This window comes from Glacieibacterium arshaanense, from assembly GCF_004681125.1.
Lineage (GTDB): Bacteria > Pseudomonadota > Alphaproteobacteria > Sphingomonadales > Sphingomonadaceae > Polymorphobacter_A > Polymorphobacter_A arshaanense.
This window is the reverse complement of sequence record NZ_SIHO01000001.1, coordinates 124,723-137,263: the sequence shown is the minus strand read 5'-3', so window position 1 is coordinate 137,263 and position 12,541 is coordinate 124,723. Positions and strand designations below refer to the sequence as shown.

Sequence of the window (12,541 nt, the reverse complement as noted above, 5' to 3'; positions counted from 1 at the left end):
TACCGTCAGCGCACACTCCATTTGTCGCCCGGCCGCAGCGCCCGGGCGGGCAGGTCCTTGAGCGTCTTTAGCGCCAGCGTGCTGTCGGAAAGTGTCGCCAGCCAGAACAACGTCGTCACTTGGCCGACGACACGCTCGATACCGGCATCGTCGGCGCTTGTCGTTTGGCGCAGCGCATTACCCTCGCCGTTGCCGCCGCCGAGCACGATATGGTCGGCATCATCCATCACCAGCAGATAAGCATTGCCCTTCGGTAGCGCGCGGAACACCAGCTGCCGCGACAATGGCGTTACCGACGGATCGATCGGCGAGGTGTCGCGCGTGCCGGTCACCGACAGGAACGGCGCGGTGATATGGTCGAACGCCATCGCCGCCGCGGTCAAATCGTCGCCGGGCGTCGCGGCCCGGGCGACCGGCGGCGCCGACGGGCTGAACGCGATGAACGCCCTGATGCGCCGATCGGGGAAACTGCGCAATTCCGTGCCGACCTGATAGCGCTGCCCCGCCGCCGCCAGTACGGTGCTGGCGCCCATGCTATGCCCCGCCAGGCCGATGCGGCGGCTGTCGATGCGCGCGAGGTCGCAGTCGCCATACTTGCCGTGCGCGATCACCGTGTCGACGGCAAAATTGACGTCCTGCAGGCGCGCCACCAATTGCTGCGCGTTTACCGCCGCCTTGAGCGCCGCGACACGCTGCGCCTGCGGCAGCGCTTCCCAGACGCCGGCATCGCTGCCCGGATGCTGGAGGTGGATGACCGCGAAGCCGGCGTTGGTCCAGTCGGCCGCCCAGCGCGTGCCGGCCGCGACCGAGCCGCCGAGGCCGTGGCTGAACAGTACGACCGGCACGTGCGCGCCGCTGGCGGGCATGCGGATGCGCACCGGCATGTCGCGGTTGCGGGCATTGTCGTGCCAGACAGCGTCGCAAACAATCGGTGCCGGTTCGGCGGGCAACGCCGCCTGCGCTGTCGTGCCCGACGCCGCCACGACGAACAACGCAGCGGCGAGATACTTTCGGTTGAATTTCTGCATCATCATCCCCCCGCCTTGCACGCCTACGCTTGCAGGAACCGAAATCCCGCGCGCGGGTACCGACCGCACGGCGATTGACCGCACCGCCATGACACCGCAGTGTCGCCACCGTGTCGAGCGAATTCACTTTCTACGCGGTCGCGGTCAGTGCGGTCATCATCCTCGGGCTGGCCAAGGGCGGGTTCAGCGGCGTCGGCGCGCTGGCGGTGCCGCTGTTCAGCCTGGTGACGACGCCGGTGCGCGCTGCGGCGATCATCCTGCCGATCCTGATTGTGCAGGACGTCGTCGGCGTCTGGGCGTTTCGCCACACCTTCAGCCGGCCGGTCCTGGCGTTATTGCTGCCAACGGCAGCGTTCGGCGTGCTGCTCGGCTGGGGACTGGCAGCCTATGTGCCGGTCGCGGCGGTCGAGCTGATTGTCGGGCTGATTTCGGTGCTGTTCGGCGGCTCGCGGCTGGCGAAGGCGTGGCAGCACCGCGCCACCGGCGTGCCGCACGGGCCGATACCAGGAAAACTCTACGGCGCGGTGTGCGGCATTGCGGCAGGCTTCACCAGCATGGTCGCGCACGCCGGCGGACCGCCGTTCCAGCTTTATGCGATGCGTGCAAGGCTCGACCGCGATCATTTCATCGGTACCAGCGCGATCTTTTTCGCGGCGATCAACTGGGTCAAGGTGCCGGCGTATTTTGCGCTCGGGCAATTCGACCGCGCCAATCTGACGGTGGCGGCGTGGCTGTTGCCGATCGCCATCGGCTCGACGCTGGCCGGAGTCTGGCTGGTGCGCCGCGTGTCGGGCGAACGCTTCATCAACATCGTCTATGCGCTGATGGTGCTGGTCGGCGCCAAGCTGATTTTCGACGGGTTGGCCGGACTATAGCGACTGACGACATTGCCCTGCGTAAACACTGGACAGGCGTCGGCGGTTTACGTTAAGGTCAGCCCATGAACAGCGGTCAGCCCCGCGCACTTTGCGCCCTGCTTCGACTTACGCGCCCTTAGGCGCGTCGTTTCTGTTCGCCCCCAACGGGCCGCGATGGACATGCGCTTAAGGGACAAGACACCCCGAAACAGCGAACCCGAATCTTGAGGCACATGCCATGACCGATACCATCCGAATTTTTGACACCACTTTGCGCGACGGCGAGCAGTCACCCGGCTGCTCGATGAACCTTGAAGAGAAGTTGCGCGTTGCCGCCCAGCTGGAGGCGCTCGGCGTCGATATCATCGAAGCCGGCTTCGCCATCGCCTCCGAAGGTGACTTCGAAGCCGTCAGCGCCGTCGCCAAGCAATGCGAAACCGCCGTCGTCGCCAGCCTGGCGCGCGCTGCATTGGGCGATATCGACCGCGCCTGGGCGGCCGTCCGCCACGCCAAGCAACCGCGCATCCACACCTTCATCGCGACTTCGCCGCTGCACATGCGCGTCAAGCTCAACTTGACGCCCGAGGCAACGTTGGAGGCGATCCGTACCAGCGTCAGCCACGCGCGCAACCTGTGCGCCGATATCGAATGGTCGGCCGAAGACGCAACGCGCACCGACCCCGACTTCCTGTGCCGTGCCGTCGAAATCGCGATTGCCGCGGGTGCCAGCACGATCAACCTGCCCGACACCGTCGGCTATGCGACGCCCGAAACCTATGGCGCGATGTTCCGCGATGTCATCAAGCGCGTGCCGAACGCCGACAAGGCGGTATTCTCGACGCACTGCCACAATGACCTCGGCCTCGCCGTCGCCAACACGCTGGCGGCAATCATGGGCGGCGCGCGGCAGGTCGAATCGACGATTAACGGCATCGGCGAACGCGCCGGCAATGCCGCGGTCGAGGAAATCGCCATGGCCATCAAGGTCCGCGGTGACATCATCCCGTTCCGCACCAATGTCGTCAGCACCGAAATCACCCGGGCCAGTCGCCTTGTCAGCGGCATCACCGGCATGGCGGTGCAGGCGAACAAGGCGATTGTCGGCGCCAACGCCTTCGCGCACGAAAGCGGCATCCATCAGGACGGCATGATCAAGGACGCCGGCACCTATGAGATCATGACGCCCGACAGCGTCGGCCAGGGCGCGACCAACCTCGTGCTCGGCAAGCACTCGGGCCGCGCGGCGTTCCGCCAGAAGCTCGACGAGCTGGGCTACAAGCTGTCCGACAATGAATTCGGCGATGCGTTCAAGCGTTTCAAGGACCTCGCCGACGCGAAAAAGGCGATCTGGGACGAGGACATCGTCGCGCTGGTCGATGACGAAGTGCTGCGCGGCCATGACGCGATTCAAGTCGTCGAAGTCGAAATCTATTGCGGCTCGAACGGACCGCAGCGTGCGATCCTGACGCTCAACATCGACGGCGAGGAACACACTGCCGCGGTGCGCGGCAACGGCCCCGTCGATGCGCTGTTCAACGCCATCCGCAAGCTCGTGCCGCACGACGGCGCGGTGCTGCAGCTCTATCAGGTCCATGCGGTCACCGCCGGCACCGATGCGCAAGCCGAAGTCTCGGTGATGCTGGCGGAGGACGGTCGCACCGTGCGCGGCACCGGCGCCGACGTCGACACGATGGTCGCCAGCGCGCGGGCTTACGTCAACGCGCTCAACAAGCTGATGGTCAAGCGGGGCCGCAATGCGCTGGAAGGTCTGGAAGCCCGCGCCTGATCCGGCGGTGCGCGGCGACAAGGCGTCGCCGCGCATCACCCGGCTCAAATGGGGCGACATGAAAGTCGACGGCTTGCCGGCGGGGACCGATTTCAAGCTGTTTCCCGGCGGCGGTCGCGGCTGGGACTGGGCAGAAACCGGCACACATCACCGGCCGGGCATCCAGCCCGCCGACGTTGTCGAACTGATCGATCATGGCTGCACGACAATCATCCTGACGCGCGGCATGGAATTGGTTCTACAGACCTGTCCCGAAACGCTCGAGCTACTCACAGCACGCGGCATCGAAGTCCATGTCCTCGAAACCATGGCGGCGGCGGCACTTTACAACCGCCTTGCAGCAGCGGGCGTCGCGGTCGGCGGGCTGTTTCATTCAACCTGCTGAGATCGCAACCGGTCGTCGATTTTCGCGATCAGATCGTCAATCGAACCGATCGCATCGAGTGTCGCGGCATCGAGCAGCGGCAAAACCCGCGCACCGTCGGCAAGTGCGATCAGCGGTAACTGCAGGTCAGCATCGGCGGGAAACGCCGCGCGAAAATCGGGACGGTGGTAGAATTCGACCGGCAACGGCTGTTCCTGTAGCCAGGCGCGCCAGCGACGCTTCATCGCCAATGGTCCGTAAGTCACCGCGCACAGGCTGCATGGATAGGTGGATGGCAACGCGATCTTGTGAACCGAATCGAGCATCGCGGCGACAAGCCCGGCGTTGGCATTATAGACAATGACCAGCCGCATCAGCGCCGCCCGAACAGCTTTTCCAGATCGCCCTTCGCCAGTTTCACCCAGGTCGGGCGGCCGTGGTTGCATTGGCCGCTGTGCGGCGTGACTTCCATTTCGCGGAGCAGCGCGTTCATTTCGGCGACGGACAGCGCGCGGCCAGCGCGGACGCTGCCGTGGCACGCCATCGTGCCGACGACCGCGTCGAGGCGCTCGGTCAGACTGTGCGCGGCATCGAACGCCGCGAGGTCATCGGCGAGGTCGCGGACCAGGGCCACCGCGTCGGTGGCGCCGAGCAGCGCCGGGGTGGCGCGCACCAGCACCGCGCGCGGCCCGAAGCGCTCGACCTCGAGCCCGAGCACGGCGAATTCTTCGGCGCGTGCCGCGACGCGGTCAGCGGCGATTTCGTCGAGTTCGACGACTTGCGGCAGCAGCAACGCCTGTGACGCTGCGGTGCCACCGGCGAGCGCACGCTTCATGCGCTCCATCACCAGCCGTTCGTGCGCGGCGTGCTGGTCGACCAATATCAGCCCGTCGCTGGTTTCGGCGACGATGTAGGTGCCCGCGACCTGCCCGCGCGCGACACCGAGCGGGAAATCGCCGGCCGGGAAGTCCGTTGCGGCTTCAGCGCGGGCTTGCGGTGGCGCGAAGTGGCCGGGCTGGGCTTCAGCGACACCGTAGCTGCCGGCGATTTCGTTGCGGTTGGTGGCGAAGACGTGCCCACCCCCGGCCCCTCCCGTTCCGGGAGGGGAGAAGAATGAGGGAGAGGCGAGCGGACCGGGCTGGAAGGCGCCGAGTGCCGCCGCTGAGACCGTCGTCGAAGCGCGGTGGCCGGCGGCGTCGAGCGCGCGGCGCAGCCCGCTGACGATCATGCCGCGCACCAGCCCGGCGTCGCGGAAACGCACTTCGGTCTTGGCGGGGTGGACGTTGACGTCGACGAAGTCGGCGGGCACGTCGAGGAACAGCGCCACCACCGGATGGCGTTCGCGCGCCAGCAAGTCCTGATAGGCGCCGCGCACCGCACCGACGAGCAAGCGGTCCTTCACCGGCCTACGGTTGACGAACAGGAACTGCAGGTCGCTGATGCCGCGGTTATAGGTCGGCAGCCCCGCCAAACCGCCGAGCTTGAGCCCCTCGCGCTCGAAGTCGATCGGCACCGCATTGTCGGCGAAGTCGGCACCGAGCAGTGCCGCCAATCGCGCCGCCAGCCCGTCGGCCATCAAATCGCCCTGCGCCTCGACCCCGAGCAAGCGCCGGCCATCGTGACGCAGTTCGAACGCCACATCGGGGCGCGCCATCGCCAGCCGCCGCACGACATCGACGCATGCCGCGAGCTCGGATCGTTCGGACTTCAGGAACTTGCGCCGTGCCGGCACCTGCGCGAACAGCCCGTCAACGGCGACGCGCGTGCCCTGCATTTGTGCTGCCGGGCCGTCGGCGACGACTCGGCTGTTATCGACGACCAACTCCCAGCCCTCGCCGCCGGCGATGCGGCTGGCGAGCGACAGCCGTGCCACCGAGGCAATCGACGGCAGCGCCTCGCCGCGGAAGCCCATCGTGGCAATTGCGCTCAAATCCTCGTCGGGCAGTTTCGAGGTGGCGTGGCGTTCGACCGCCAGCCGCAACTCGGCAGCCGCCATGCCGCAGCCATTGTCGCTGACCGACAGATGCTCGACGCCGCCCGCCGACAGATCGACCGATATGCGCGTCGCCCCGGCATCGAGCGCGTTTTCGACGAGCTCCTTGAGCGCGCTCGCCGGACGCTCGACAACCTCGCCGGCAGCGATCTGGTTGACGAGGTGGTCGGGAAGGCGGCGGATCGGCATTGCTGCTGCTTAGCGCGTTCGCGGGCGCGCGTCATGCGCCACAAGCGATGAACCGTCGAACGCATATCGAGTCGCAATAGATGCGTATCGACCTTGCTTTTCGGGGGGCTGAGCGCCTACACGCAAAGGAGTATCTCCCTCTTTCGGAAATTTTGCGTAAATGTCGCTTTTCAGCAGAATGTTCTCGTTCCTGAGCCAGGATATGGCAATCGACCTCGGCACCGCCAACACGCTGGTTTATGTGCGCGGTCGCGGCATCGTGCTCAACGAACCCTCGGTGGTCGCCATCGAAACCATTAACGGCCGCAAGACCGTCAAGGCCGTCGGCAACGAAGCCAAGATGATGATGGGCAAGACGCCGGGCAACGTCGAAGCGATTCGCCCGCTACGCGACGGCGTCATCGCCGACATCTACGTCGCCGAGCAGATGATCAACTATTTCATCCGCAAGGTGCACACCTCGCGCTTCCCGCGCTTCCCCGAAATCGTCATCTGCGTGCCGTCGGGGTCGACCTCGGTCGAACGCCGCGCCATCCGCGACGCCGCCAACAACGCCGGCGCCAGCCAAGTTTACCTGATCGAGGAACCGATGGCAGCCGCGATCGGCGCCGGCATGCCGGTCACCGAACCCATCGGCAGCATGGTCGTCGACATCGGCGGCGGCACCACCGAAGTCGCGGTACTCAGCTTGCGTGGTCTCGCCTACACCACCTCGGTGCGCGTTGGCGGCGACAAGATGGACGAAGCCATTGTCAACTATGTCCGCCGCAACCACAATTTGCTGATCGGCGAAATGACCGCCGAGCGCATCAAGAAGGAAATCGGCACCGCCAAGCCGCCGGCCGACGGCATCGGACTGACGATGGAAATCAAGGGCCGCGACCTGATGAACGGCGTGCCCAAGGAAATCACCATCAACCAGGCGCAGATCGCCGACGCACTGTCCGAGCCGGTGTCGACGATTGTCGAAGGCGTCCGCCTCGCACTTGAGAACACCCAGCCCGAACTCGCCGCCGATATCGTCGATCAGGGTATCGTGCTGACCGGCGGCGGTGCGCTGCTGCACGGCCTCGATACGGTGCTGCGCGAAGCCACCGGGCTGCCGGTTACCGTCGCCGATGATCCGCTGACCTGCGTCGCGCTGGGCACCGGGCGCGCGCTCGAAGACCCGGTGTACCGCGGCGTGCTGACCACGGCCTAAGCGGTACGCGCGCAGGCCGCATGGATTGGCCGCCCCCTTCCCGGCGCATGAGCACCACCCGGCGCGAGCAAAATCTCGCGTTGCTGGGGGCGCTTGCGTCGGGCGCGGTCATCGCCGTGGCGCTGGTGCTGCTGCTGCTGTCACGCGCCAATCCCGAAGGTAGCGCGCGACTGCGCGGCACTGCGATTGATCTGGTTGCCCCGGTATGGAGTGTGGTGCGCGTGCCGTTCGATCTGGTCGGCACCGGGCTGGGCTATGTCGGAGATTATATCGGCGCCGCATCGCGCAACCGCGACCTTGAGAAGCTGACCGCCGAGCAGGCGCGCGCGCTGCAGACGCAAGCCGCGATCAAAAGCGAAAACCAGCAGTTGCGGTCGCTGCTCAAAGTCGTCACCCCCGAACGCAAGGTCATCGCCAGCGCGCGCATTGCCGGCGCCTCAAGCGGCGGCGTCGTGCGCTCGGCAGTTGTGTCAGCGGGCAGCGACAGCGGCGTTACCGTCGGCCAGCCGGTGCGCGTTGCCGCCGGACTCGTCGGCCGCACCGTTGAAGTCGGCAGCTCGGCGACACGCGTATTGCTGCTCACCGATGCCAACAGCCGCATCCCTGTCACCATCGTCCGCACCGGCCAGAGCGCACTTGTCGTCGGCGCCAGCCGCGCGCTGGTCGAAGTCCGCGAACGCGTCGGCGCCGAAACGCCGCTGGTGGCAGGCGACCGGCTGGTGACATCGGGCGACGGCGGGGTCTTCCCGCCCGGCATCCCCGTTGCCGTCGTCGTCAACGGCGGCCAGGAGCCACCGCTAGCGCGGCCCTTCGTCAATCCCGCCGGGCTCGGCATGGTGTTGATCGAAAGCGCCTATCTGCCGGTGCCGGCGACGGTGCCCGTCGATGCCAACACCGTCGCCGTGCCGCGTGAAGCCGGCGGTGGCCGCGCCAAGCCGAGCATCATCACCTCGACACCGCGGGCGACCGCGAGCGCGCTGCCGCCGCCCCCCCCACCTCCCGTCACTGCACCAGTGGTGACGGCGACGCCTGCCGCGCCGGCGCTCAAATTCCATCCCAAGGCGATGAACGTGCCGCTCGCCGCACCGGTGCTGTCGCCGACCGACAATGGTCGCCTTTCGGCTCCGGCCGATGCACCGGCGGCGCCACCGCAATGAACCGGACGGCCCCTTATCGGCTGATGAGCCGCGAGGAGCGTATCGACTGGTGGGCCGGCCAGTGGCGCCGGACGCTGCCGGGCCTGATAACGCTGGGCCTTGTCGTGCTGATGACCGCGCCGATTTTTGCACCGCTGCCGCTGATGCCGCAGCTCGGGCTGCTCGGTGTTTTCATCTGGGCGACGTTCCAGCCGGCGATGATGCCGCCGTGGCTGGCGTTCGTCATCGGCATCGTCAGCGACTTGCTGTTCGGGCTGCCGCTCGGCGTCAACGCCACGCTGCTGCCGCTGACCGCGATGTTCGTGCGCGGCTTCGAAGCGCGCTTTGGCCACCATGTCTACCGCTTTGACTGGGTGATGCTGGCGGCGGTCGCGCTGGTATATCAGGTCCTTGGCTGGCAGGCGGCGCGCTTTGCCGGCAACGCGACAGGGTTTGCACCGTTGCTCGTCCAGTGGCTCACCACCGTCGCTGCCTATCCCGCCGTCGTCACCCTGTGCGCGGCGCTGCAGCGGCGTTTCATCGGCCCACGCTCGTGACGATGAACACCGAATCGGCGCGCGAGCAGATGTTCTCGCGCCGCAGCTTCGTCGTGGCCGGCGCGATGGGCGTCGTCGGTGTCGCCTTGACCGCGCGCATGACCTGGCTGTCGGTATTCCAGGGCGAAAAATTCAAGCTGCTCGCCGAAAGCAACCGCGTCCAGCTGCGGCTGATCCCGCCACGGCGCGGCTGGATCATCGACCGCAACGGCAAGCCGCTGGCGCTCAACACCCCCGACTACCGGCTCGAAATCATCCCCGAACAATTGACCGATCTCGAAGCGACGCTGACCGAAATCGTCAAGATCCTGCCGCTGACCGAGGAGGATCTGACGCGCATCCGCGAAGATGTCGCGCGTCAGCCCAAATACATGCCGGTGACCATCACCAGCGGCATCGGCTGGCAGGCGTTCGCGCAGCTCAACGTCCGGTTGCCCGACCTGCCCGGCATTCAGCCGGTACGCGGCTTTTCGCGCGTCTATCCCGAAGGCGAACGCTTTGCGCATCTGCTCGGCTATGTCGGCACCGCGACCGCCGAACAATATCAGAAGTCCCGCGACCCGCTGCTGATCTTCCCCGGCTTCAAGATCGGCAAGGACGGCATCGAAAAGCGCAAGGACGCCGAACTGCGCGGCACCGCCGGCGCCAACCGCGTCGAGGTCAACGCGCGCGGCCGCGTCATCCGCGAACTCGACACGCGCAGCGACATTCCCGGTGCCAACCTCAAGCTCACCATAGACCGCGACCTGCAATCCTATGCTGCGCGCCGTGTCGGCAATGACAGCGCCAGCGTCATCGTCATGGACTGCGAAACCGGCGATCTGCTGTGCCTGTTATCGATGCCGGCGTTCGACCCCAATGTGTTTTCGACGCGTATCACCAGCAAGCTATGGGCCGAACTGCAGGCCAGCGAGCGCCACCCGCTGATCAACAAGTCGGTGATGGGCCTTTACCCGCCGGGCTCGACGTTCAAGATGATGACCGCCATCGCCGCGCTCGAAACCGGCACGCTGCCCACCGAAACGGCGTATTGCAACGGCAGCTACCGGCTCGGCAACAACGTCTGGCACTGCTGGAGCAAGCGCGGCCACGGCAATGTCCCGATGCACGCGGCGCTGGTCCATAGCTGCGACGTATACTTCTACACTTTCGGGCGCGCGGCGGGTATCGATGCTATCGCCAGCGTCGCACGGCGCTTTGGCCTGGGGCAGAAATTCGACTTGCCGTTGCCCGCGCAGGCTGCCGGCATCGTCCCCGACGACGCCTGGAAAATGAAGCGCTACGGCAAGCCCTGGGCGGTCGCCGAAACGCTCAACACCTCGATCGGCCAAGGCTATCTGATCGTCAATCCGCTGCAGCTGGCGGTGATGTCGGCGCGCATCGCGTCGGGCAAAAAGGTCGAGCCACGGCTGCTCGCCGATGCGCCGCGGGTGCCGCCCGGCGACCTCGGCATCAGCGCCGATCATCTGCAAATCATCCGCGACGGCATGATCGACGTCGTCAACGCCGGCGGTGGCACCGGCAAGGCAGCACGACTCAAGGTCGAAGGCATCCGCGTCGCCGGCAAAACCGGCTCGGCGCAGGTACGCCGCATCACCATGGCCGACCGCCGCGCCGGCCGCACCAGCAGCGACCGCATGCCCTACAAATACCGCGACCATGCATTGTTCGTGGCGTTCGCCCCTGCCGATGCGCCGCGCTATGCGGTCAGCGTCATCGTCGAACACGGCAGCCATGGCGGCACGGCAGCCGCCCCGATCGCGCGCGACGTGCTAACCTATATCTTCGAGCCCGAACGCGCATTGAAGACACTCGAGCCACTCGAACGTGCCTTTGCCGCCAAACGCGCCGCAGAGGCCGCCGCAGCAGAGGCAGCCGCCTATGCCGCCGCTCACCCCGAACTCGTCGTCGCGGTCGCCCCCGATGCCGCCGCACCACCGCCGCCAACGCCGGCGCCGGGCGACTAGGCGATGCTCAACGCGCCCTGGATCAACCGCCTGCGCGAGCTGCCGTGGCTGGTCATCCTGACCATTGCTGCGCTTGGTGGTTTCGGGCTGGTCATCCTCTATTCGGCAGCGGGCGGGCATTTCGCCCCCTGGGCGACCAGCCAAGGCGTGCGTTTCGGCGTGCTGATGACGGCGATGCTGGTGCTGTCGCAAGTCAATTCGCGGCTGTGGCTGCGCTATGCCTATTGGTTCTACGGTATCGTTTTGCTGGCGCTGATTGCGGTCGAAGTCTTCGGCCAGATCAGCGGCGGCAGCCAGCGCTGGCTCGACCTCGGCATCATCCGCTTGCAGCCGTCGGAATTCATGAAGCTGGCGATTATCCTCGCGCTGGCCCGCTATTATCACAACCTGCCAAGGCCGTTCATCGGTACGCTGAACGCGCTATGGCCGGCGCTGCTGATGATCGGCATGCCCGCGGCGCTGGTGATGCTGCAGCCTGACCTCGGCACCGCGCTGTCGATCGTGTTCGGCGGGGTGGTGATGATGTTCTTGTCGGGGGTCAGCATCTGGCTGTTCATCGGTGGCGTGGTAGCGGCAGGTGCTGCGATGCCGGTCGTCTGGTCGATGCTGCACGACTATCAGCGCAAGCGCGTGCTGATTTTCATGGACCCCGAAACCGACCCGCTCGGCGCCGGCTATCACATTACCCAGTCGAAGATCGCCATCGGCAGCGGCGGCATCTTCGGCAAGGGCTATCTGCAGGGCACGCAGAGCCACCTCGACTATCTGCCCGAACTCCACACCGACTTCATCTTCGCGACGATGTCCGAAGAATGGGGGCTGGCCGGCGGACTGTTCATCCTGATCGGCTTCGGCATCGTGCTCGGCTGGGCGATCAATGTCGCGCTGACCTCGCGCGCGATGTTTTCGCGGCTGACGGCGATGGGACTGGCGGCGACGTTGTTCTTTTATCTCGCCATCAACATGATGATGGTGATGGGGCTGGCACCGGTCGTCGGCATCCCGCTGCCGCTGATCAGCTACGGCGGCTCGGCGATGATGACGGTGATGATCCTGCTCGGCATCGTCATGAGCATCGCCCGCCAGCGCGACGCCGACCTGCTCGATCGCGGAAACGACGGATAAGCCGTCAACAGTGCTGGACAAGCCCGGCAGCGGGTGCTAATCGCGCCGCTCGCTCGGCAGCAAGCTGCCATTTGCGTATGGACGTATAGCTCAGTCGGTAGAGCAGCTGACTCTTAATCAGCGGGTCCCAGGTTCGAACCCTGGTGCGTCCACCATCCCTTCAAATCGCCGAAATCGCGGGCGTTACAGCCGCCCGCCACGCGACCGCCAGTACGCTTCGGCGACGGCCAGCCGCTATCAGCCGACGCGCGCCCGTTCAGTCGGGCTGCTATTGTCGACAGACTGACGCCGGTCACCTTGCCTGGCGGCACATCTGACTAGGGGTTTCCACGTATCGC

General features: G+C 66.2%; 11 protein-coding genes and 1 tRNA gene. 9 read left to right on the top strand and 3 right to left on the bottom strand.

Features of this window, described 5'->3' with window-relative positions; genetic code table 11:
* Positions 1-5 precede the first annotated feature (5 nt).
* Positions 6-1,034, bottom strand: a complete 1,029-nt coding sequence (locus EUV02_RS00625) for an alpha/beta hydrolase family protein (RefSeq protein ID WP_135244304.1) — start codon at positions 1,032-1,034, stop codon at positions 6-8.
* Positions 1,035-1,138: 104 nt separating this feature from the next.
* Between EUV02_RS00625 and EUV02_RS00620 the strand changes: the two genes are divergently transcribed.
* From EUV02_RS00620 to EUV02_RS00610, 3 genes are all read left to right on the top strand, one after another.
* A complete protein-coding gene (locus EUV02_RS00620; RefSeq protein ID WP_135244303.1) occupies positions 1,139-1,903 on the top strand; it encodes a sulfite exporter TauE/SafE family protein in 765 nt (254 codons plus the stop codon).
* Positions 1,904-2,123: 220 nt separating this feature from the next.
* Positions 2,124-3,671: a 2-isopropylmalate synthase gene (locus EUV02_RS00615; protein WP_135244302.1), complete on the top strand. Its 1,548-nt coding sequence runs from the start codon at positions 2,124-2,126 to the stop codon at positions 3,669-3,671.
* On the top strand, positions 3,640-4,056 hold the full coding sequence (locus EUV02_RS00610; RefSeq protein ID WP_135244301.1) for an Mth938-like domain-containing protein: 417 nt from the start codon (positions 3,640-3,642) through the stop codon (positions 4,054-4,056). Before EUV02_RS00615 ends, EUV02_RS00610 begins: the two co-directional genes overlap by 32 nt.
* Here the strand turns inward: EUV02_RS00610 and EUV02_RS00605 are convergent.
* Both EUV02_RS00605 and mutL read right to left on the bottom strand, forming a co-directional pair.
* The gene (locus EUV02_RS00605; protein WP_135244300.1) at positions 4,041-4,409 is read right to left on the bottom strand and encodes a hypothetical protein; all 369 of its coding nucleotides are present in this window, start codon (positions 4,407-4,409) and stop codon (positions 4,041-4,043) included. The genes EUV02_RS00610 and EUV02_RS00605 overlap by 16 nt on opposite strands.
* Positions 4,409-6,217 (bottom strand): DNA mismatch repair endonuclease MutL, encoded by a 1,809-nt coding sequence (gene mutL / locus EUV02_RS00600; protein ID WP_135244299.1) that lies wholly within the window; start codon positions 6,215-6,217, stop codon positions 4,409-4,411. The genes EUV02_RS00605 and mutL overlap by 1 nt, the downstream gene beginning before the upstream one ends.
* Before the next feature lie 160 nt (positions 6,218-6,377).
* Between mutL and EUV02_RS00595 the strand changes: the two genes are divergently transcribed.
* The 6 genes from EUV02_RS00595 (at position 6,378) to EUV02_RS00570 (ending at position 12,358) form a co-directional block, all read left to right on the top strand.
* Positions 6,378-7,418 carry a rod shape-determining protein gene (locus tag EUV02_RS00595; RefSeq protein ID WP_135244298.1) on the top strand — a complete coding sequence of 347 codons (1,041 nt, stop codon included), beginning with the start codon at positions 6,378-6,380 and terminating at the stop codon, positions 7,416-7,418.
* A 47-nt stretch (positions 7,419-7,465) separates the two neighbouring features.
* The gene (mreC, locus tag EUV02_RS00590; protein ID WP_166430445.1) at positions 7,466-8,575 is read left to right on the top strand and encodes a rod shape-determining protein MreC; all 1,110 of its coding nucleotides are present in this window, start codon (positions 7,466-7,468) and stop codon (positions 8,573-8,575) included.
* The gene (gene mreD, locus EUV02_RS00585) at positions 8,572-9,111 is read left to right on the top strand and encodes a rod shape-determining protein MreD (RefSeq protein ID WP_135244296.1); all 540 of its coding nucleotides are present in this window, start codon (positions 8,572-8,574) and stop codon (positions 9,109-9,111) included. Before mreC ends, mreD begins: the two co-directional genes overlap by 4 nt.
* Before the next feature lie 2 nt (positions 9,112-9,113).
* Positions 9,114-11,078 carry a penicillin-binding protein 2 gene (gene mrdA, locus EUV02_RS00580; protein WP_166430444.1) on the top strand — a complete coding sequence of 655 codons (1,965 nt, stop codon included), beginning with the start codon at positions 9,114-9,116 and terminating at the stop codon, positions 11,076-11,078.
* 3 nt (positions 11,079-11,081) lie between these two features.
* On the top strand, positions 11,082-12,203 hold the full coding sequence (gene rodA / locus EUV02_RS00575; RefSeq protein ID WP_135244295.1) for a rod shape-determining protein RodA: 1,122 nt from the start codon (positions 11,082-11,084) through the stop codon (positions 12,201-12,203).
* 79 nt (positions 12,204-12,282) lie between these two features.
* Positions 12,283-12,358: transfer RNA gene (locus tag EUV02_RS00570), tRNA-Lys, on the top strand.
* Positions 12,359-12,541: the final 183 nt, after the last annotated feature.

Excerpts from the sequence above, each read along its gene's own strand:
- mreD (WP_135244296.1), top strand. The coding sequence starts at position 8,572 with ATGAACCGGACGGCCCCTTATCGGCTGATGAGCCGCGAGGAGCGTATC.
- EUV02_RS00605 (WP_135244300.1), bottom strand. The coding sequence starts at position 4,409 with ATGCGGCTGGTCATTGTCTATAATGCCAACGCCGGGCTTGTCGCCGCG.
- mutL (WP_135244299.1), bottom strand. The coding sequence starts at position 6,217 with ATGCCGATCCGCCGCCTTCCCGACCACCTCGTCAACCAGATCGCTGCC.
- EUV02_RS00595 (WP_135244298.1), top strand. The coding sequence starts at position 6,378 with ATGTCGCTTTTCAGCAGAATGTTCTCGTTCCTGAGCCAGGATATGGCA.
- EUV02_RS00615 (WP_135244302.1), top strand. The coding sequence starts at position 2,124 with ATGACCGATACCATCCGAATTTTTGACACCACTTTGCGCGACGGCGAG.
- rodA (WP_135244295.1), top strand. The coding sequence starts at position 11,082 with ATGCTCAACGCGCCCTGGATCAACCGCCTGCGCGAGCTGCCGTGGCTG.
- EUV02_RS00610 (WP_135244301.1), top strand. The coding sequence starts at position 3,640 with ATGCGCTGGAAGGTCTGGAAGCCCGCGCCTGATCCGGCGGTGCGCGGC.
- mrdA (WP_166430444.1), top strand. The coding sequence starts at position 9,114 with ATGAACACCGAATCGGCGCGCGAGCAGATGTTCTCGCGCCGCAGCTTC.
- mreC (WP_166430445.1), top strand. The coding sequence starts at position 7,466 with ATGAGCACCACCCGGCGCGAGCAAAATCTCGCGTTGCTGGGGGCGCTT.
- EUV02_RS00625 (WP_135244304.1), bottom strand. The coding sequence starts at position 1,034 with ATGATGATGCAGAAATTCAACCGAAAGTATCTCGCCGCTGCGTTGTTC.